Annotated in this window: 15 protein-coding genes; 9 read left to right on the forward strand and 6 right to left on the reverse strand. The window is 62.9% G+C overall.

Features of this window, described 5'->3' with window-relative positions:
• Positions 1-85: 85 nt before the first annotated feature.
• The 6 genes from B5D49_RS11130 to B5D49_RS11155 form a co-directional block, all read right to left on the reverse strand.
• The gene (locus B5D49_RS11130) at positions 86-1,318 is read right to left on the reverse strand and encodes a PP2C family protein-serine/threonine phosphatase (protein WP_144019437.1); all 1,233 of its coding nucleotides are present in this window, start codon (positions 1,316-1,318) and stop codon (positions 86-88) included.
• Positions 1,319-1,569: 251 nt separating this feature from the next.
• Positions 1,570-2,988, reverse strand: coding sequence for a sigma-54-dependent transcriptional regulator (locus tag B5D49_RS11135; protein WP_234990710.1), 1,419 nt, complete (start codon positions 2,986-2,988; stop codon positions 1,570-1,572).
• Entirely contained in the window at positions 2,985-6,593 is a 3,609-nt protein-coding gene (locus B5D49_RS11140) for a PAS domain S-box protein (RefSeq protein ID WP_144019439.1), read from the reverse strand. The genes B5D49_RS11135 and B5D49_RS11140 overlap by 4 nt, the downstream gene beginning before the upstream one ends.
• A 159-nt stretch (positions 6,594-6,752) precedes the next feature.
• Positions 6,753-7,958, reverse strand: coding sequence for a pilus assembly protein TadG-related protein (locus B5D49_RS11145; RefSeq protein ID WP_078717780.1), 1,206 nt, complete (start codon positions 7,956-7,958; stop codon positions 6,753-6,755).
• Positions 7,951-8,358 (reverse strand): TadE/TadG family type IV pilus assembly protein, encoded by a 408-nt coding sequence (locus B5D49_RS11150; RefSeq protein WP_078717781.1) that lies wholly within the window; start codon positions 8,356-8,358, stop codon positions 7,951-7,953. Before B5D49_RS11150 ends, B5D49_RS11145 begins: the two co-directional genes overlap by 8 nt.
• A complete protein-coding gene (locus tag B5D49_RS11155) occupies positions 8,355-8,768 on the reverse strand; it encodes a TadE/TadG family type IV pilus assembly protein (RefSeq protein ID WP_078717782.1) in 414 nt (137 codons plus the stop codon). The genes B5D49_RS11150 and B5D49_RS11155 overlap by 4 nt, the downstream gene beginning before the upstream one ends.
• Positions 8,769-9,045: 277 nt before the next feature.
• Between B5D49_RS11155 and B5D49_RS11160 the strand changes: the two genes are divergently transcribed.
• The 9 genes from B5D49_RS11160 to B5D49_RS11200 all read left to right on the forward strand — a co-directional run bounded on the left by B5D49_RS11160 (position 9,046) and on the right by B5D49_RS11200 (position 18,043).
• On the forward strand, positions 9,046-10,437 hold the full coding sequence (locus B5D49_RS11160) for a sigma-54-dependent transcriptional regulator (protein ID WP_078717783.1): 1,392 nt from the start codon (positions 9,046-9,048) through the stop codon (positions 10,435-10,437).
• A gap of 317 nt (positions 10,438-10,754) precedes the next feature.
• Positions 10,755-10,937 (forward strand): Flp family type IVb pilin, encoded by a 183-nt coding sequence (locus tag B5D49_RS11165; RefSeq protein WP_078717784.1) that lies wholly within the window; start codon positions 10,755-10,757, stop codon positions 10,935-10,937.
• 153 nt (positions 10,938-11,090) lie between these two features.
• Positions 11,091-11,672 carry an A24 family peptidase gene (locus B5D49_RS11170; RefSeq protein WP_078717785.1) on the forward strand — a complete coding sequence of 194 codons (582 nt, stop codon included), beginning with the start codon at positions 11,091-11,093 and terminating at the stop codon, positions 11,670-11,672.
• Between the two features lie 22 nt (positions 11,673-11,694).
• Complete coding sequence (cpaB, locus tag B5D49_RS11175; protein ID WP_078717786.1) at positions 11,695-12,522, forward strand: Flp pilus assembly protein CpaB; 828 nt, start codon at positions 11,695-11,697, stop codon at positions 12,520-12,522.
• A 12-nt stretch (positions 12,523-12,534) separates the two neighbouring features.
• Positions 12,535-13,971 (forward strand): type II and III secretion system protein family protein, encoded by a 1,437-nt coding sequence (locus B5D49_RS11180; RefSeq protein ID WP_078717787.1) that lies wholly within the window; start codon positions 12,535-12,537, stop codon positions 13,969-13,971.
• A gap of 19 nt (positions 13,972-13,990) precedes the next feature.
• Positions 13,991-14,296 (forward strand): hypothetical protein, encoded by a 306-nt coding sequence (locus B5D49_RS11185; protein WP_078717788.1) that lies wholly within the window; start codon positions 13,991-13,993, stop codon positions 14,294-14,296.
• Between the two features lie 62 nt (positions 14,297-14,358).
• On the forward strand, positions 14,359-15,570 hold the full coding sequence (locus tag B5D49_RS11190; protein WP_078717789.1) for an AAA family ATPase: 1,212 nt from the start codon (positions 14,359-14,361) through the stop codon (positions 15,568-15,570).
• The gene (locus B5D49_RS11195; protein WP_078717790.1) at positions 15,567-16,994 is read left to right on the forward strand and encodes a CpaF family protein; all 1,428 of its coding nucleotides are present in this window, start codon (positions 15,567-15,569) and stop codon (positions 16,992-16,994) included. The genes B5D49_RS11190 and B5D49_RS11195 overlap by 4 nt, the downstream gene beginning before the upstream one ends.
• Positions 16,995-17,017: 23 nt before the next feature.
• On the forward strand, positions 17,018-18,043 hold the full coding sequence (locus B5D49_RS11200; RefSeq protein ID WP_078717791.1) for a type II secretion system F family protein: 1,026 nt from the start codon (positions 17,018-17,020) through the stop codon (positions 18,041-18,043).
• Position 18,044: the final 1 nt, after the last annotated feature.

Raw genomic sequence — 18,044 nt, forward strand, 5'->3', positions numbered from 1 at the left:
TCCGGCAATTCCTCCTCTTATCGGCGCTTTGGTCGCAAAAATCCAGGTTGATGCGCAAGAAATGTCACAAAAAAACCAAAGTTCCCTACTCGCTTCCGGCCACGCCGAACGGCACTTCCACACCGACCAGGAGCATGTCGTCGCTCTGGCGGTAGCGGCAAAAGCTCCGCGCAAAGCGCCACACGCTCCGAACCTGTTCAGCCAAGGGCAAGTCCGAAAAGATATCCAGCGCCCGCAACAGGCCGCGCTCCCCCAAGACCCGCTTCTCCCCGGAGGGACCATCCACGCTGTTGGCGTTCAGCAGCCCGTCGGTATACAGATAGAATCGGTCGCCGGGATGAATTTCCAGGTTGACCACGCCGAACTCCACGTTGTCCATAATCCCCAACACGGACCCGGACGCGGCCAGGCTCTCGGATGCTGTGTCCCCGAAGCGGCGCACCAATAATCGCGGATGCCCGGCGGAAACCACCCGGGCCGTACCGTTTTCCAGATTCATGCCCAGGAACTGGGCCGTGACCATGCGTTCCTCGTGTCCCTGGGCCTTGAGCTTCTCGTTCAGGGAATGAAAAAACTCCGCAGGCTCCTGCCCGCTGGCGCAATGCTCGTCGAACTGCCCTTTGATGAGCACGGTCTGATACGAAGCGGCCAGGTCGTGTCCGGCCACGTCCGCCACCATAATATTGCAGCCCTGGGGCGTATCGCAGACCCCGAAATAATCCCCGCCCAGATCCCGATACGGGCGCAACCGATATTCCAGCGCCACGCGGAAGCCTTCGCGGTCCACATCCATGAGATCCGAATACGTGCGCACGGCCTGGGCCATTTCCCCGCGCAGGTCGCGCAGGTCGCGCCGGTAGGCCTGCACCTCCCGGTCCAAGCGCAGGTTGGCGCTGCGCAGGTGATGTTCCTCACGCTCACGCTCACGCAGACTGGCGTAGCGCTTCTCCAGCACTTCGGCCACCTTGCGCTGCACCTCGTCCGGCTCAAAGGGCTTGGAAAGATAGTCGTCACACCCCAGGCGCAACAACTCGATGAGCATTTCCTTGTCCCCATGCCCGGTGATGACGATGACCGGAACGTCCCGGCCGTCATCCTTGATCCGGCGGATCAGCTCAATGCCGTTGACCACCGGCATCTGGATATCCGTAATCAGCGCGTCCACAGCGTCGTCCCGGGCCTCGCACTCGCGCAGGAGGTCCAAGGCCTCCTGACCATCCGCGGCCTGGGTAATTCTGTAGCCCTTATTTTTGAGCACAAAGGTCAACGAGAGCCGCAGCCCCGTATCATCTTCGGCTAGAAGTATATGTTCCGCCATGTCCCCCCCAGGACGTTCCACAATTATTCCGGTTGCGGCGAACGCCGCCCTTCAGACCAAGTAATGAAAGATACGTGCCAATCCAGGCAATACCAGTACTCCCCCCTTTTCTTTACCAATTTCACTGAAGCACCTCGCAAAGAGCCTGTTGCGTTTTGTACCACCTCTTTTGATGAAATCACAACATGCTGATAAAAAAGCTTTTTCTCTCTGCAACAAAACAGTCCATGACACAAAACGCAACAGGCTCTCTACACGCTCTCGGGCAGGCGACGCGCCAAGGCCTGACGCGAGATGCCCAACAGCTCTGCGGCAGCGCTCCGGTTGCCTCCGGTGCGGCGCACCGCTTCCGCGGCCAGCAGTCCGGCCGCTTCCCGCCATTCCGGCAGGCGGTCCAACAATTCCAGTAGCTCGGCATAGCTTTCCACGCTGTTCTCGGATGAGGAAGCCGCTACGTCCTTTTTCCCGGGACCACGCATCTGCTGCTGAAACGGGCGCACCGAGAGCCACCCCGTGGTATACCCGGCCACGGCATCCCAGACCATGGACCGCAACTCCCGCACATTGCCCGGAAAGTCGTGGCCCTCCAGCCGGGCCACCAGTCCGGGCGGCACCGGGGGCCGCGTGCGTTGCAGTTCTCCGGCGGCGCGGTCCAGAAAACAATCCAGCAGCAGGGGAATGTCCCCGATCCGCTCCCGCAGAGGCGGGAGATGGATCCGATGCCCGGCAAGACGGTAATACAGATCCCGCCGCATCCGTCCCTGGTCCACCAGATGTTCCGGATCCTCCATGGTGGCGGCCACCACCCGAGCCGAGGATTTTGCGGGGCGGTCCGATCCCAGGGGCAAATATTCCTCCTCCTGAAGGAGCCGAAGCAACTTGATCTGGGAGGGTGGATCCAAGTCTCCGATCTCGTCCAAAAAAAGCGTCCCCTCGGCGGCCTGGGCCACCAAACCTTCGCGGTGCTGCTCCGCCCCGGTGAACGCGCCCTTCACGTGGCCATACAGGGTGTCGGAAAAAACCGAATCGTCCAGGCCCGCGGCATTGACGGCCACAAACGGCCCGCTCCGACCGCTGAGCGTGTGTACGGCCCGGGCCATCAATTCCTTGCCCGTGCCGGTTTCCCCGGTGATCAACAACGGCAGGCCCGTCCCGGCCACGGCCTCGGCATAGCCGAACAGCGACCGCATTTTAGGGTCGCGGGTAACCATGGCGGAAAACGCTTCCGGGTGTTCCGGTCCCCTGGCCAGAAACGCAGACTTGAGCTTGGCCATTTCCTCCCGCACCTGGGAAAGCTCCACGGCACGCCGCACCGAAGTGATCAACCGCTCTTTTTCCGTTGTTTTCAAAAAATATTCATACGCTCCGGCCTTGATGCAGCGCACCGCGGTATCCAGCTCGTCCCGACCGGAAAGCACGATCACGGGCAGGTCCGGATACTGCTCCACCAGACGGCCCAGCAGCTCTTCGCCGGAAATGTGCGGCATGCACAAATCCAGCAGCACCACGCTCACTTGGTGCTTTTTCAGCAGGGCTTCGGCCTCGCGGCCGTCCGCGCAGGGCAATAGCCGGGTGACTCCGGCCAGGGTCAGGATGCGCTGCAGCGCTTGCAGCCATGCCGGGTCGTCATCCACCATGAGCACGGGATGATGCGGCCAGGATTTGCTCACGATTTCAGCTCCTTCCTCTTCCTGGGGGCATCCTCGATCCAGCGGGGCAATTCCACCACGCACACAGTGCCCTGTTCCTCCTCGGAGGAAAATTCCATTCTTCCGCCATGCTCGTCGATGATGCCATGAGACACCGACAGTCCCAGCCCGGTGCCGCCGCTGTCCCGCTTGGTGGTGAAAAACGGCTCAAACACATGACCGATCTCATCGCTTGCCATGCCCTTGCCCTCGTCCGAGACCGTGACCACGACACTGTTTCCCCGGACCTGCACCTCCATGGTCACGGCCTGTTCCGGCGAGGTCAACGCCTCGCAGGCATTGATGAGCGCATTGACAAGAACTTGTTCCAATCGCTGGAAATTTCCTTCCACCAAAGCCGGCTCCGGGCTGGACAACGCCGTGAACCGGTGCGTACTTTTGCGGATCTTGTTGTCCACCAAGCCCCGCGCCGCCTCGGCCACCTCGTTCATGTCCACGATGGCGGTCCGGTCCGGGGATTCCTGCCGGGCAAAATCCTTCAGCTCGGACACAATGCGCTTGATGCGTCGGGCCGACTCCACGATCTGTTCATACAACCCGTCCACTTCATCGCGCAGCAGGCTGTATTCCATGCCCGCCAAAAGAAACTCGCCGTTGCGGTCGTAATACTCGTCCAGCCGGGTGCGCACATCCTTCCAGATGTCCCGCAAGGTGGGGGCGTTCAGGGTTATGATCCCGTTGGGATTGTTGATCTCGTGCGCCACGCCCGAAACCAGCGTACCCAGGGCCGCGAGCTTGTCCGCCTGCACGAGCTGCCGTTCGCGTTCCTTGGCCGCCTCCTGCGCGCGCACCCGTTCTGTGATCTCTCGGGTGGAGACCACCACGCCCACGGCCTCGCCTTCCACGTTGCGGAACGGGGTGGTCACGGAACGGAAATGGCGCACCCCTCCTCCGGGGTCGGGCCGCTGGAACACATGGTCCGACCGTTCCATGCCTTCCTGCAGCAAGCCGAGCGGACAGTGCTCCCCGCCGCACTGGTCATCGTGCATGACCAGACTGCACGGCTGCCCGGTCACGGATTCCGGATCAATGCCAAACATGCGCCCCATGGTGCGATTGACGCGCAGAACCGTCCCCTCAAGGCTGAGGAGCGCCATGCCGTCCCCGGTGCTGTTGAAAATCTGATCCAGCTCCCCGTGCGCGGCCAGCAGGCGCTGCTCCGCGTGCAGCCGTTCCAGATACGCGCCCACCATGTCCGTGGCCGTGCGCAAAAACAATTGCTCCGCCTCGGTCCAGGTCCGTTCGGTACGGGTGTCGTCAAAGCCGACAAACCCGCTCCATTCGCCCCCCACCCGCAACGGGAGCACGAGAACGGACTTGATGCTCTGCGACTCAAGGATGATGCGTTCATTCTCGGGCATGTCGCGTACCAGCCCGACCAATTCGCCCCGTTCCAACACCTCCCGCCAGCGGGGAATCACGACCTCGTATGGAACGTGCTGCAAATCCGGATTTTCGAGCTGCGGTTCCACGCCCGGTCCCACCGCCTCAAAGGTCTGACGGCAGCAAAGCCCGTCCTCAGCATCCATAAAATTCTCAAAAACATAGGCCCGACAGGCGGACACAGCGGCCCGCAATTCCGGCAGAATGCCGTCCAAGGCATCCTTTTGCCTGTCCGCCGAAAGCAGCAGCGTGGCACAGCTGTTGAGTACGGTTTCATACGCCAGACTCCGGGCCAGCCCCTCTTCCGCATGCTTTCGGTCCGTCACGTCCAGCACGATGCCCTCGATCACGGGAACGCCCTCGCCGTTGCCCACACTTACACCGCGCTCCCAGACCCAACGTTCGCGCCCTTCGGCGGTATTGATCCGATAGATCAACTCGTAGGGACGCCCTTCGGCCAACGCCAGATTCATTTCCTGTTTCAGATGTTCCCGATCCTCCGGGTGGACCAGATCACTCCAACTGGTGGCCCGGTTGTAGAGCAGGGATTCCGAGCCGTACCCCGTGATAGCGCGGCAACCCGGGCTTACGAATTCCAGGGTCCAGTCCGATTGGAAGGTGCTGCGGTAAACCATGCCCGGCATGTTCATGATCAAGGTGGAAAGACGGCGTTCGCTTTCGGAAAGCGCCTTTTCCGCGAGCTTGTTGGAGGTCACGTCCTGGATGACAACCATGCCTTCGGCCCCGCCTTCCACAGGTTCACCGCGGACGGGCAGGACATGCAGCTTGAAGATGCGCCCGGCATAGGTCATCTCAAAAACGTGCTCCTCCCCCTGCAAGGCCCGACGAAAATGTTTTTCCGTCATGCGCGCCACCGAGGGCGGAAATACTTCGGCCGGTGTCCTGCCGATCATGCCGCCGTCGGCCACGCCCACGCTGCGCAGATCCGAACCGTCGGCCAAGACGAAACGCAAGGCATCGTCAAACAGCAATACCGCGCCGTTGGGGAAGTTTTGGGCCAGGATGCGGTACTTTGCCTCGCTGCGGCGCACTTCCTCCCCGGCCCGCACCAGCGGGTCCACATTGCGCAGGCTGCCGATCATGCGCACCCCGCCGGACGAGCCTTCCTCGGGCTGCAAAAATCCGGCGTGATCTTCAACATAGACATACTTTCCAGGCGTCACGGTCTGCAGCCGGAACACGGCGTACCATTCCCGGGCCTCCTTCACGGCCCGATTCCAGCGGGCCTGAATCGATTCCCGCTCACTCGGATGGATGTTGGACTCGAAGAACCGACCGCCGAGACGCCGGTACTCCTCCAGGGAGTGTCCGGAAACCCCTTCGGAATCGCCAAACCAATGGGTTTCCCCGGTGCTCAGGTTCATATCGTAGACCACCTGGCCGGGGCGGGAAACGATCATGCGATAGCGCGAGGCCATGCTCCGTTGGGAACGCGCCACACGTTCCCGACGGTGAATTTCCTCCTCCAGATCCCTGTTGCGGCGATGTCGATCGCGCAGCAAAACAGCCAGAGGCGCGGCCGCCAGGGAAAACAACAACAGCACCAACCCACCCGTGCGCAAGTTGTCGGCCCAGGCTTCGCTCCAAAGGTCGGGCATGTAGGCACCCGTCCCAAGGAAACAATCCAGCCCGGGCAGGGCCATGATGTAGGAAACTTTGTTTTCGGGGACGTCCCGACGCCCGGGACGAAATTGCATATAGTGGACGAACGCGCCGTCCGGCTTGCGGCGCATGGCCTCCACCATAATCTGCACCGGAAACTTTCCATCCGGACTCCGGCGATGCCACTGGCTGACCTGCACCTGTTCCGGATTGGCCGGATTCACCAGGGGAACGCCGTCCATGGTCAGCAAAAAAAGATAGTTGGTATGCCCTCCGTCGGGGTAGCGCATGCTCCACAGCTTTTCAGCAATGCGCTCCAACGCCTCGTCCTTGCTCAACCGCCCGGAGCGGAACGCCTGCATCTCGGGTTGCAATGCTCCGTAGGCCACGCTCACGATCCGCTTTAGCCCCACGCGCCGATGGTCCAGCAAACTCCGTTGTCGCTCACGGGTGAGCTGGGCAAAAAGCAGAACATACAGACAGGCCACCCCCAGCAAGCTGAGAGTGACGACAGACCACAACCGCCTGGATGCAGTGCGTGTTTTGGAATCGGATTTCACTTGGCCCCTCAAGATCAAATACGCATGAAAAGCATTCCCACTTGTATGGCATATACTCGCTTTCCCCCTTTTTGCCTAGGTTTTCATCTTCTTGGCCCCTAAAAAAAAGGACCGCGTCCTGCCCAGACGCGGTCCCAACGACGATGGAAAGGACGCGGATCAGCCGCCCCTATCCGTATCAAGCATCAAACGGGGAAGAAAAAGAAACGGATCGCCGCAGGATCCGCCCGTGTCCTCAGGTGAACGGGCCAGTGCCTCCATGAACCGGGCCGTGACCGTCCCCTTGCCGTCCATGGCTTCGATGAACACCGCGCCCACTTGGTAGACGCGCTGGGTGGTGCGCCCGGAAACCGGAGGATATCGTGGATCATAAAAGGCCACGACGACCACCCGTTCACTGGACATGGGATCGGTATGCACACTGCCCTTCACGGACAGGGTGGCCGCATCCCAGTACGCGCCCGGGTCCGCGTTGAGCAATTCCCGGATACCCTGCTTGACCGGACCCACGGTGTTGCCCGGCTCCAATTGCAGTTCATCGCCCGGTGCAACCGTTGTTTCAGCATTGCTGCCCTCACAGCCCCGGATGTTTTCGCGCAGCATGGCGCCGCCCGGCACAGGCACACCCTTGTTCACGGGCGGCAGATCCACTAGATTATACTGGCTGGGTACTACGGCATCCGCGGGATCACCGGGCTTGAGCAGAATCTGTGCTCCCTTGTCCTCGTCGGACCAGCCCAATGTCTGCACCGAGGCCATTTCCTCGGCGCTCCAGACATCCAGCTTGCCATTGCCACGGGCCTTGCCGTCCGTGGACGCAAAATCATTCCAGGTGAACTTGGCCGGGACGATAAAAGGCTTGACGCACTTGCTGTCGCAGGCTCCCACCACTCCGGCGCGTGCCGTGGCCTGCAAATCCACCTGATCCACGCCCACAACGGGACCGAAGAACAGGGACAAGGCATTGCCCCGGGTCGCCTGGCGATACACCGTGATCTCCACCTGGTCGGGATTCTCGGCAACGGGGACGCCGTCCCGCATGAAGAGGATGTCCGCCTCGGCCACCGCACTGAGGGGGGCGTCGGTCGGGTCAAGATTGGCGCGGGCGTATTCGATCATCTCGGCGCGCACCAGGGCCAGATCCTCGCCGTGGGCCAGCAGCGAGGACGCTCCGGCCAATGCCGCCGCATCAGCGGCATTTTGCAACTTCGTGCGCTTGAAATGCATGTAGGCCGTGTCCACGGCAAAGGCCGCGAATCCGAACAGAGCCACCATGAGCAATCCGTAGAACAGGGCGGCCACGCCACGTTCATCGCGACCAAAGTCGGCCAGTCGGCGGGTAAGCAGGGTGCGTCGGCTACTCATGGCGCACCACCACTTCCGCCCTGGCCATGGAGGGAAACACGCTCTCCCAGGGCAATGCGGAGTATCCGGCCAGGTCGTAAAGCACCTGAACGCGCACCTGGTCCCCGCTTTCTGAACCGTTGGACAGCAGCACCACCTGGGCGCGGGCCTGGTCCAGGCCCGAGGCACGCAACGAAGCCAGGGCCACGGACTCGGCATCCCGGCCCCGCGCCGCCCAAACAGCGGCCTCGCGCGCCGCACGGGACACCGCGCCGCCCGCGGAAACGAACCGGGCCGCATCCACGACACCGAAAATAAAGGGCAGGAGGAAAACACAGAGCATTACGGCCACTTCCAGGGTGACCATGCCCTGCCGCCCGTCATGCTGCGGCCCGGTTGTATGGCGACGCGTGCTGTTCATCGTTCGCAAATCCCTTCGGCCGAGGCGGTCACGACCCAGGAGCTGGCCTTGGAAATGTCCGGCAAAAACAAAAAGGAAAAATCCACGCTCACGGAAACGTTCGTATAGGTACCCGGCTCCCGGGGACCGATGCTTACGGACGCGGGCGCATGCAGGCCGCCGCGCTCGATTTCCCGGTGGGCCGCTTCAGCCACCTGGGCATTGTCCGTTTCCGTGAGCACGGCCATGCGCAAACTCTGCGCGGCCGCCTCGCCGACCACGTCATGCACCCAGAGGTAGCGGCCGAAATCGATCATGGCGAGCAGCGCCAGCAGCACCAAAGGAAGCAGGAACCCCACTTCCACGGCCACCGCGCCCCGCTGGGTGCGCCCGGCCCGTGCCGTTGTCTTGTGTGCCGCTCCGCTCTGCATGCTCTCTCCCGTCTCGTTATTTGACCAGTTAGGTCGATTTCCTCACTTGTGGGATACTTCCACCGGTTTAAAAGCAAGCCTCGTGCCAGGATTTTCCTCGTGCGCTCTTCCTTCTCTGCATACTGCATAACATTTTGTTTTTGCAGATGATTCCCCCCAAATTCCGACGCGTCTGCTGTTTGCAAGCCGCGCAAAATACCCCGATCAGCCGCTTTCTTCTCCACAAAAAGTGGATTCCACCCCATTATTCCTGTACTCCTGTTCCAAGGGGGACGACATGGCGGAAACCATTCTGGTGGTGGATGACGACACCGCGTTCCGCAGCATGCTGCGCGAGGCGCTGGAAGAACGAGGCTGGGAAGTGGCCGAGGCCGGAGACGCGGAAACCGGCATCGACATGGTTGGCCGGGGCGGCTACGACCTGGTGCTGCACGATGTGCGGCTCCCGGGCATGGACGGCATTGAGGCGCTGGAGCATATCCGCCGGGCCGATCCCCTGGTGGACATCATCGTCATGACCGCGCACTCCACGCGGGACAGCGCCGTGGAAGCCCTGCAACACGGAGCCTACGACTACTTCACCAAGCCGTTCAGCCTGGCGGAAATGGAAGTGGTCATCCGCCGCGTTTTGGAAAAACGGCGGCTGCAAAACGAAGTGCGCCGATTACGCCGCTCCCTGGAGGATACCGGACCGTCCGCCAAGATCATCGGACAAAGCCCGGCCATGCGCCGCGTGGTGGAGCTGGTGGAAAAGGTGGCTCCCCTGGACGCGGGCGTGCTGGTCACCGGCGAGACAGGCACGGGCAAGGAACTCATCTCCGACACCATCCACGCCCTTTCGGACCGGGCCTCTGGTCCCTTTGTCAAGCTCAACTGCGCGGCCATCCCGGAAAACCTGCTGGAATCCGAGTTGTTCGGCCATGAAAAAGGCGCATTCACCGGCGCGACTTCAACAAAAAAAGGAAAATTCGAGCTGGCCTCGGAAGGCACCATCCTTTTAGATGAAATCGGGGACATGCCCCTGCATCTGCAACCCAAACTACTGCGCGCCGTGGAACAAAAACAAGTGGAACGGCTGGGCGGCCACAAACCCATCGCCTTTGACGCCCGCATCATCGCGGCCACGAACCAAAACCTGGCCCAACGCGTGGAGGCCGGGGAGTTCCGTTCGGACCTCTTTTACCGGCTCAACGTGGCCACCATTGAACTGCCTCCCCTGCGCGACCGCCTGGAGGACATTCCCGAACTGTGCGAGCATTTTCTCCAGACCATCAACCGCAAGCTGGGCATTGACGTGCGCGGCGTATCCAAGGCCGGAACCCAAGCCCTGATGCGCCACCACTGGCCCGGCAACGTGCGCCAGCTGGCCAATACCCTGGAACGTGCCGCCATTTTCTGTACCAACGACCTGATCACGGACCGCGACGTGGACTCGGCCCTGCAACGTGTTCCCGCGGAGCCGGGCCAGACCCAGACGCCGTTGCTCCCGGACGAATCCCTGCAACTTAAGGAAGCGCTCATGGAATATGAACGCGGTCTCATTGTCTCGGCTCTGCGCCGCAGCGGAGGAGTGCAGACCGAGGCGGCCAAGCAGCTGGGCGTGACCCCCAAAAATCTCTGGAACAAGCTGCAAAAACACAACATCGACCCGAACAATCCACACAACTGATCCTTCAGGTCCAACCATCGTGTATCTGTCTATCCATTTTTTGTGGATCGACTAAGCCCCTGCCGTTTTGACGAAAACATTCCCTACCCTCTTGCCGTGATCTCCCCGGCCCCACATTTCGTGGAGTGAACGCCCCCATTACAGGCTTTCTCCGACTCTTGCGCCGCGCTTCCAGTTTTTTTTCTACTGCGAAACAAGTGCGTTAGACGCAAGGCTGTTCGCTGTGAACGCCGTTGGCACAGTGGTTGCTCAAGCAGAGTCAGTTCCATGAACAACCATGATGCCATGCATCAAACCCTATCTTGAAGGAGAGAGACATGCTGAACCGTATCAAGAATCTGATGAAGGACGAGCAGGGAGCCACCGCACTGGAATACGGCCTTATCGCCGCCCTCATCGCTGCGTTCATCGTGGGCGCGGTCACGGCTTTGGGTACCAGCGTCCGCGACACCTTCCAGGGCGTTGCCGACGACATGTCCGGCGCCGGCGCAGCTGAGTAGCCGCAGCCACGACATGGAGAGCATGCCGGGCCGGGGTCCGCACAACAAAACGGACCCCGGCCGGGTGCCCCGGGGAGGGGGCGCCCAGGCACGCCGGCCACGTCAAGGCAACAGAAGCGGCCCGCTTGCCGCGCTTTTCCCGGGGGGGAAATCATGCATTCCTATCTTTTGGTATTTCTTGGTGCCGCGCTATGCGTCGCCGTTTACACCGACCTCAAGGAACAACGCATTCCCAACGCGCTGAACCTAACCATCGCGCTCACGGGACTGGGCTTCCACACCCTGCTCCCTCTGTTTTTCCCCTCTTCGGCCCTGCCGCACGCCCTGGACGGACTGCGCTTCAGCCTTGCCGGGCTGGGCGTTGGTCTGGGACTGATGCTCCTGCCGTATCTCTTCGGCGTCATGGGCGGCGGCGACGTCAAGCTCCTGGCCGCCATCGGCGCGTGCCTGGGCTGGCGGCTCACCGTGGATACCTTCCTCTATACCAGCCTGGCCGGTGGAGCCTATGCCCTGGCCGTGTTGCTCTTCCGACATCGCGGCATGCTGGTCCGCATCCTGCAAAATTTCTGGACCGCGCTCTGGTTGCTGGGCGCGTCCCACAAGGGCCGCTACGCCCCGGTACAGGGCGGCGAAGCCCTGCCCCGGCTCTGCTACGGACTCGCCATTGCCGCGGGAACCGCCGTGGCTTTGCTCCGTGGCATGAACGACCAAGGCCTTACGGCCGCCTTGTTTTAACGGGCCGTAAAAGGGGATTCCCATGAGCCGCACCGCACGAACCATTTTACAAATCATTTTGGCCCTGGCCCTGGCAGGAGGTTCGGGCCTGCTCCTGCATCAATGGATGCGCCAGGCCGCGCCCCAGAACCCGGCCGGACAGCGCCCCGCCACCACAAACGTCATGGTGGCATCCCGCGACCTGCCCCGGGGAACCACCCTGACCACGGACCATCTCAATTCCGCCCCGTTCCTGCCCCAGAGCCTGCCCTCGGGAACCTTTCAGCAGGCCGAACCCCTGCTGGGCCGCGTGCTGGCCTCGTCCCTGGCTGCCAACGAACCCGTCACCCGGCAACGGCTCACGGACTCCGGCTCCGGCGAAGGCGGCGTCAGCGCCCTGATCGCGCCGGGACACCGGGCCATGGCCGTCAAGGGCAACAAGGTCATGGGTCTGGCCGGATTCGTACGGCCCGGCAACCGGGTGGACGTGCTGGTCACGCTCATGGCCGGGGAAAACGCCTCCCGCGCCGTGACCAAGATCGTGCTGGAAAACGTGCTGGTGCTGGCCACGGGCCAGGAATGGCAGTCCCCGCAGGACGGTGCGCAACCGGCCTCCGTGGACGTGTACACCCTGGAAGTGACCCCGGATCAAAGCGAACGCCTGGCCCTGGCCGCCAGTCAGGGAACCCTGCACTTTGCCCTGCGCAACGGCGCGGACACGGACGGCGTGCTCACCCAGGGCGTGGACGTGGACGCGGCCCTGGCCTCCCTGCGCCCGGCCGCCGCACCCAAGCCCAGCACCGGACGTTCCCGGTCCCGAACCTCGGTGGAGATTATCACGGGCGGGGAACGTTCCCGCGTGGAATTTTAGGGGGAATGCCTCATGTCCATTCATTCCATCCACTTCATCATCCGGCGGATTGCCCCTGTGCTCCTGGTCCTGCTGGTCTGCGCCGTTGCACCGGCCCGGGCACAGACGCCGGAAGCGGCTCCGGCCGCGCCGAACACGGGCGCCGTTATGGAACGCACCGTGGCCCTGGAGCTTGCCGTGGGCCAGTCCACGATCCTGCGCACGGACCGCGACGTGACCCGCGTTTCCCTGGCCAACCCGGAAGCCGCCGACGTAATCGTGGTTTCCCCCCGTCAAATCTATCTTTCCGGCAAGGCTCCCTCCACCACCACCCTGACCCTCTGGGGCGGGAAGGAACGCATCCTGCGCGTGTACGACCTGGCCGTGAATGCGGACGTGACCGAACTCAAGCGCATGCTGCACCAGGTGCTGCCCGCGGAAACCGGCATTAAGGTACTGCCCACGGCCTCCAGCGTGACCCTGGCCGGAACGGTTTCCAGCACCGCCAACCTGGACACGGCCCTGACCCTGGCTGAAAACTTTGCCCCGGAACACGTGGTCAACCTGCTTCAGGTGGGCGGGGTTCACCAGGTCATGCTGGAAGTGCGCATCGCGGAAATGTCCCGCTCTGTAACCCGTCGTCTTGGCTTCAACTTCCGCTTCACGGATGGAAGCAACGTGGCCTACAGCCTGCTGAACAACCTCACCGGCATCAGCGACGGGGTCAGCACCCTGGGCGAAAACGTTTCCGGCTGGATTTCCGGTTCCGTGGCCGGTGCCACGGCCTTTGATCTGTTCCTGGACGCGCTGAAGACCAACGGCCTGGCCAAGATTCTGGCCGAACCCAATCTGGTCTGCCTCAGCGGGGAAACCGCCAACTTCCTGGCCGGCGGCGAGATTCCAGTCCCGGTTCCGTCCGGTCTGGGAACCCTGGCCATCGAATACAAGCCCTTTGGCGTGTGGCTGGAATTCACACCCACGGTGCTGGGCGAGGGACGCATCAACCTGATGGTCAGCCCCGAGGTTTCGGAACTGGATCCAGACCACGGCGTGACCATCGAATCCATCACGGTTCCCGCCCTGACCACCCGTCGCGCCTCCACCACCATCGAGCTGCGCGACGGCCAGACCTTTGCCGTGGCCGGACTGCTCAAGGACAACGTGCGCGAAAACATCCACAAGGTGCCGGGCCTGGGGGAACTGCCCGTTCTGGGCATGCTCTTTCGGTCCAGCGACTATCTCAAGGAACAGAGCGAGCTGGTCATTCTGGTCACGCCGCATCTGGCCAAGCCCACGAACATGGCCGGACAAAGCCTGCCCACGGACGGATTCAACGATCCCAGCGACCTGGAATTCTATCTCTTCGGCATGACCGATGGATACGATTCCGAAGCGGCACGCACGCCCGCGCCCGTACCCGACGCGGACACCGGGTTTGACGGTCCCTTTGGCCACACCCTTTCCAACTAAAAAAACCGGAGACAAGCCCATGCCCATACGCATCACCGATTCCACCACTGCCGAACGTTGCGTGCTCGGCCTGGTCCTGGCCCTGCTCCTGGTCTCGGGGTGCGCCTCGGGCCACCGCAGCGGCGCGGCATTTGGCGAGTCCACCAGCTATGCCCTGCGCTCCCAGTCCCTGAACCCGGACGCCGGGGACGACCGGCCCCTGGAAGGGCTGGACGGTGCCTGGGCTGCCAAGTCCATGGAAAATTACAAGAACACGCCGCAACCGGCGCGGGAGGTCAAGGCCGTGGACCTGCAAAGCCTCTTTGAAGTGGGAACCAAGCAATAGTCCGGCATGACCAGCGGCACCGACCACTGCCGATACCGACAACCCGAACCAGCGAGGAACGCATGTCCGAATCCATCCGCATCGCCCTGGCGGTCCGCCATGAACCGGCCCGGCACGCCCTGGAAAAGGCCGTGTCCCGCATTCCCGGCGCGAGCCTGCAACGCGAGCCGCAAGCCTCGGACATCCTCATCTACGAAGTGACCCCGGAGAGCGAGCAGGATTTCCTGCGCCTGGGACGCACGCTTACGAGCCAGACACGCGGCGAGGTTTTTCTCACCTGCGCGGAACCGTCCCCGGATTTTCTGATCCAGGCCATGCGCGCCGGTATCCATGAATTTCTTCCCCTGCCCGTGCCGGAACAGGAATTAGTACGGGCCGTCAAGCGCTTTCAGGCCCGGCAAGGCGCTCCGGTCGAACCCCGGGAGTGCGCGGGCGGACGCGTGCGCCTCGTGCTCGGAGCCAAGGCCGGAACCGGCGTCACCACCCTGGCCGTAAACCTGGCCTGCGCGTTGCATGCTCGCGGTGAACGCACGGTCCTTGTCGATCTGGGCCGATCCATGGGGGAAATTCCTTTGTTCCTGGACATGGAATATGCCTACACGTGGGGCGACGCCATTCAAAACCTGGACCGCGTGGACACCACTTATCTGGACAGCCTGCTGGCCCGCTCGGAAAACGGCCCGGCCGTGCTGGCCTCGCCGGGCCACGCCCTGCCACCTTCCCTGGCCGCGGATCCTGCGGCGCTGTCCCAGGGGTTGGGCCGCATTCTCCAGGAACTGGCCCTTGGTTTTGACCAGGTGGTGGTGGACGGCGGCGCGCACCTGGACCGGTTGCTGCCCTCGGTGCCGGAAGCTGCGGACCGCGTGCTTCTGGTCATGAATCCTTCGCTGCCCTGCCTGGCGCGGGCCAAGCAGCAGCTGGACACGCTCCGCAAGGGCCAGGCCGAACAAAAGACCCATGTCATCAGCGCACGTCACCCCCGGCATGGGGACATCGGCTCCCGGGAGATGGAGGAAATTCTCCAAAAGCGGGTGTTCGCGCTCCTGCCCGATGACTACGCGGCCGCGCTCGGCGCCATGAACCAGGGCCGCCCTTTGCTCCAGGCCGCGCCCAAGTCCGCCTTGACCAGGGCCATTCAAAAGCTGGCCGCAGGATTATCCCGCCGCTCCGCGCCCACGTCCGCCCCCGTCCGGAGCCTGCTCGGGCTGCTGCGCCGCAAGTCCGCCAAGCAAGCCGATCCTTCCGTTTCCGGTCGGTTGGGGGTTTCGTCATGAGCCTGGCCGACCGTCTGCAACGCACCATGCGCCCCGGCCGGGAACCCACACCGCCGCGCCCGGCCGCCAGCACCGCGTCCACTGCGCCCCTTCTGCCGACTTCGCGCCCCAAGGCCACGCCGCCTCCGGCCGAAAGCCCGGCCCAGTCCGACCAGTATTATGAAATCAAAACCCAGCTGCATGCCCGGCTCATCGACCTGCTGGACCTGGGCCTGCTGGAAACCCTGGCCGCGGACGAAGTCCGCACCGAAGTGGCCCGGCTGTCCCGCCGCGTGCTGGCCGAGGATTTTTCCGGCGCCCCCCTGAACCGCGCCGAACGCGACCTGCTCATCCGGGAAATCCAGGACGAGGTGCTGGGTCTGGGACCGCTGGAACCGTTCATCCAGGATCCCACGGTGAACGACATCCTGGTGAACTCCTACTGCCATATTTACGTGGAACGCGGGGGCAAGCTGCAAAGCACTCGCGCACGCTTCAAGGACAACGACCATCTCAAGAAGATCATCGACCGCATTGTGTCCCGCGTGGGCCGCCGCATTGACGAATCCTCCCCCATGGTGGACGCCCGCCTGGAGGACGGCTCCCGCGTCAACGCCGTTATCCCGCCCCTGGCCATTGACGGCCCATCCCTTTCCATCCGCAAATTTTCCAAGGATCCGCTGGAAGTGGAAGACCTTATCGCTTTCGGCTCCCTAACCCCGCAGATCGCCAGACTGATGGAAGGCGCGGTGCGCGCCCGGTTGAACGTGATCATCTCCGGCGGCACCGGCTCGGGCAAGACCACCCTGCTGAACTGCCTGTCCCGGTTCATTCCCACGGACGAACGCATCGTGACCATTGAGGACGCAGCGGAATTGCAACTCAAGCAGGAACATGTGGTGCGCCTGGAAACGCGGCCCGCCAACATAGAGGGCCGGGGCGAGGTCACCCAGCGGGATCTGGTCAAAAACTGCCTGCGCATGCGGCCCGACCGCATCATCGTAGGCGAGGTGCGCTCCTCCGAGGCGCTGGACATGCTCCAGGCCATGAACACCGGGCATGACGGCTCCCTGACCACCATCCACGCCAACACGCCCCGCGACTGCCTGATGCGTTTGGAAACCATGGTTTCCATGGCCGGGCTGAAGATCGCGGACGTTTCCCTGCGGCGCTATATCGCCTCGGCCGTGGACGTGATCATCCAGGCGTCCCGGCTCATGGACGGCAGTCGCAAGGTCACGCACTTCACGGAAATCACGGGCATGGAAGGCGACATGATCACCATCCAGGACATCTTCACCTACGCGCAGACCGGCGTGGGTCCGGACGGCAAGGTGCGCGGCGCGTTCCGCGCCGAGGGCATTCGCCCCGCGTTTTCCAAGACATTGGAAGCCAAGGGCATTCCTTTGGATCCCGGCATGTTCCAAAGCGGCGGCGCACTCTGACCGTGGCACAACAAGGAGGAACCATGCAAAGCGACCCGTCCATCCTGACCGATATCATCCGCACCCTGCTCACGCCCGAAGTGGCCGTGCCCTTGCTTTCGGCCCTGGTTCTGCTGCTCGCGCTGGGCGGCATGACCCTGGTCCGGCGCATGGGCGACCGCTCGGGACGGGCCGTGCGCGAACGTCTGGACGCGCTGGCCATGGCCCTGCCCGATGCCGACCCCCAGGATCTTTCCGCGGACATTGTACGCCGTTCCTCCATGAGTGACGTTCCCCTGCTGCATTCCCTACTCTCCCGCACCCATTGGGCGCACGCCCTGGGCGACCTGATCCACCAGGGCCGCTCCCCGGCCAACCCCGGTAGCTACCTGCTGCTCTGCCTGTTGCTGGGCGTCTGCGGTTTGTATGTTGGTCTGCTGCTCACGGATGGCGTGCTGCTGCTCGGCGTGTGTGTGGCCGGTCCCGCCTGGATGCCGTTTTGGTGGCTGCGGCGGCGCAAGGCCAAGCGCATGGGCCGCTTTCAGGAACAATTGCCCGAAGCCTTGGACCTGGTGGCCCGGGCCATGAAGGCGGGCAACACCTTTGCGGGCGGTCTGCGCATGGTGGCCGATGAATTTGACGATCCCATCGGCGGTGAATTCCGCGTGACCATGGAGGAAATCAATTTCGGCGTGTCCGTGGAAGAAGCCATGCAAAACCTTCTGAACCGCGTGGATTGCGACGACCTCAAGTTCTTCGTGGTTTCCGTGAACGTGCAGCGCGAAACCGGCGGCAATCTCGCGGAAATCGTGGGCAACATCGCCACGCTGGTACGCGAACGATTCAAGCTCCAGGGCCGCGTTCGCGTGCTCTCGGCCGAGGGCCGCTTGTCCGCCTGGATTCTGCTGGCGCTGCCCTTTCTCATTTCCGGCGTGCTCTACCTGCTCAACCCGGAATACATGACCACGCTGTTTACCACGGAAACGGGCCGCACCCTGATCCAGGGCGCGTTGGTAAGCATGGGTCTCGGCGTGCTGGTGATCCGGCGCATGATCAAGATCAAGGTCTGAG

It is taken from the genome of Paucidesulfovibrio gracilis DSM 16080 (assembly GCF_900167125.1).
Lineage (GTDB): Bacteria > Desulfobacterota > Desulfovibrionia > Desulfovibrionales > Desulfovibrionaceae > Paucidesulfovibrio > Paucidesulfovibrio gracilis.

What these genes read in the sequence shown, in the direction of transcription:
- B5D49_RS11185 (WP_078717788.1), top strand. Translation starts at nt 13,991, where the DNA reads ATGCCCATACGCATCACCGATTCCACCACTGCCGAACGTTGCGTGCTC.
- B5D49_RS11130 (WP_144019437.1), bottom strand. Translation starts at nt 1,318, where the DNA reads ATGGCGGAACATATACTTCTAGCCGAAGATGATACGGGGCTGCGGCTC.
- B5D49_RS11145 (WP_078717780.1), bottom strand. Translation starts at nt 7,958, where the DNA reads ATGAGTAGCCGACGCACCCTGCTTACCCGCCGACTGGCCGACTTTGGT.
- B5D49_RS11165 (WP_078717784.1), top strand. Translation starts at nt 10,755, where the DNA reads ATGCTGAACCGTATCAAGAATCTGATGAAGGACGAGCAGGGAGCCACC.
- B5D49_RS11180 (WP_078717787.1), top strand. Translation starts at nt 12,535, where the DNA reads ATGTCCATTCATTCCATCCACTTCATCATCCGGCGGATTGCCCCTGTG.
- B5D49_RS11155 (WP_078717782.1), bottom strand. Translation starts at nt 8,768, where the DNA reads ATGCAGAGCGGAGCGGCACACAAGACAACGGCACGGGCCGGGCGCACC.
- cpaB (WP_078717786.1), top strand. Translation starts at nt 11,695, where the DNA reads ATGAGCCGCACCGCACGAACCATTTTACAAATCATTTTGGCCCTGGCC.
- B5D49_RS11170 (WP_078717785.1), top strand. Translation starts at nt 11,091, where the DNA reads ATGCATTCCTATCTTTTGGTATTTCTTGGTGCCGCGCTATGCGTCGCC.
- B5D49_RS11150 (WP_078717781.1), bottom strand. Translation starts at nt 8,358, where the DNA reads ATGAACAGCACGCGTCGCCATACAACCGGGCCGCAGCATGACGGGCGG.
- B5D49_RS11160 (WP_078717783.1), top strand. Translation starts at nt 9,046, where the DNA reads ATGGCGGAAACCATTCTGGTGGTGGATGACGACACCGCGTTCCGCAGC.
- B5D49_RS11190 (WP_078717789.1), top strand. Translation starts at nt 14,359, where the DNA reads ATGTCCGAATCCATCCGCATCGCCCTGGCGGTCCGCCATGAACCGGCC.
- B5D49_RS11200 (WP_078717791.1), top strand. Translation starts at nt 17,018, where the DNA reads ATGCAAAGCGACCCGTCCATCCTGACCGATATCATCCGCACCCTGCTC.
- B5D49_RS11195 (WP_078717790.1), top strand. Translation starts at nt 15,567, where the DNA reads ATGAGCCTGGCCGACCGTCTGCAACGCACCATGCGCCCCGGCCGGGAA.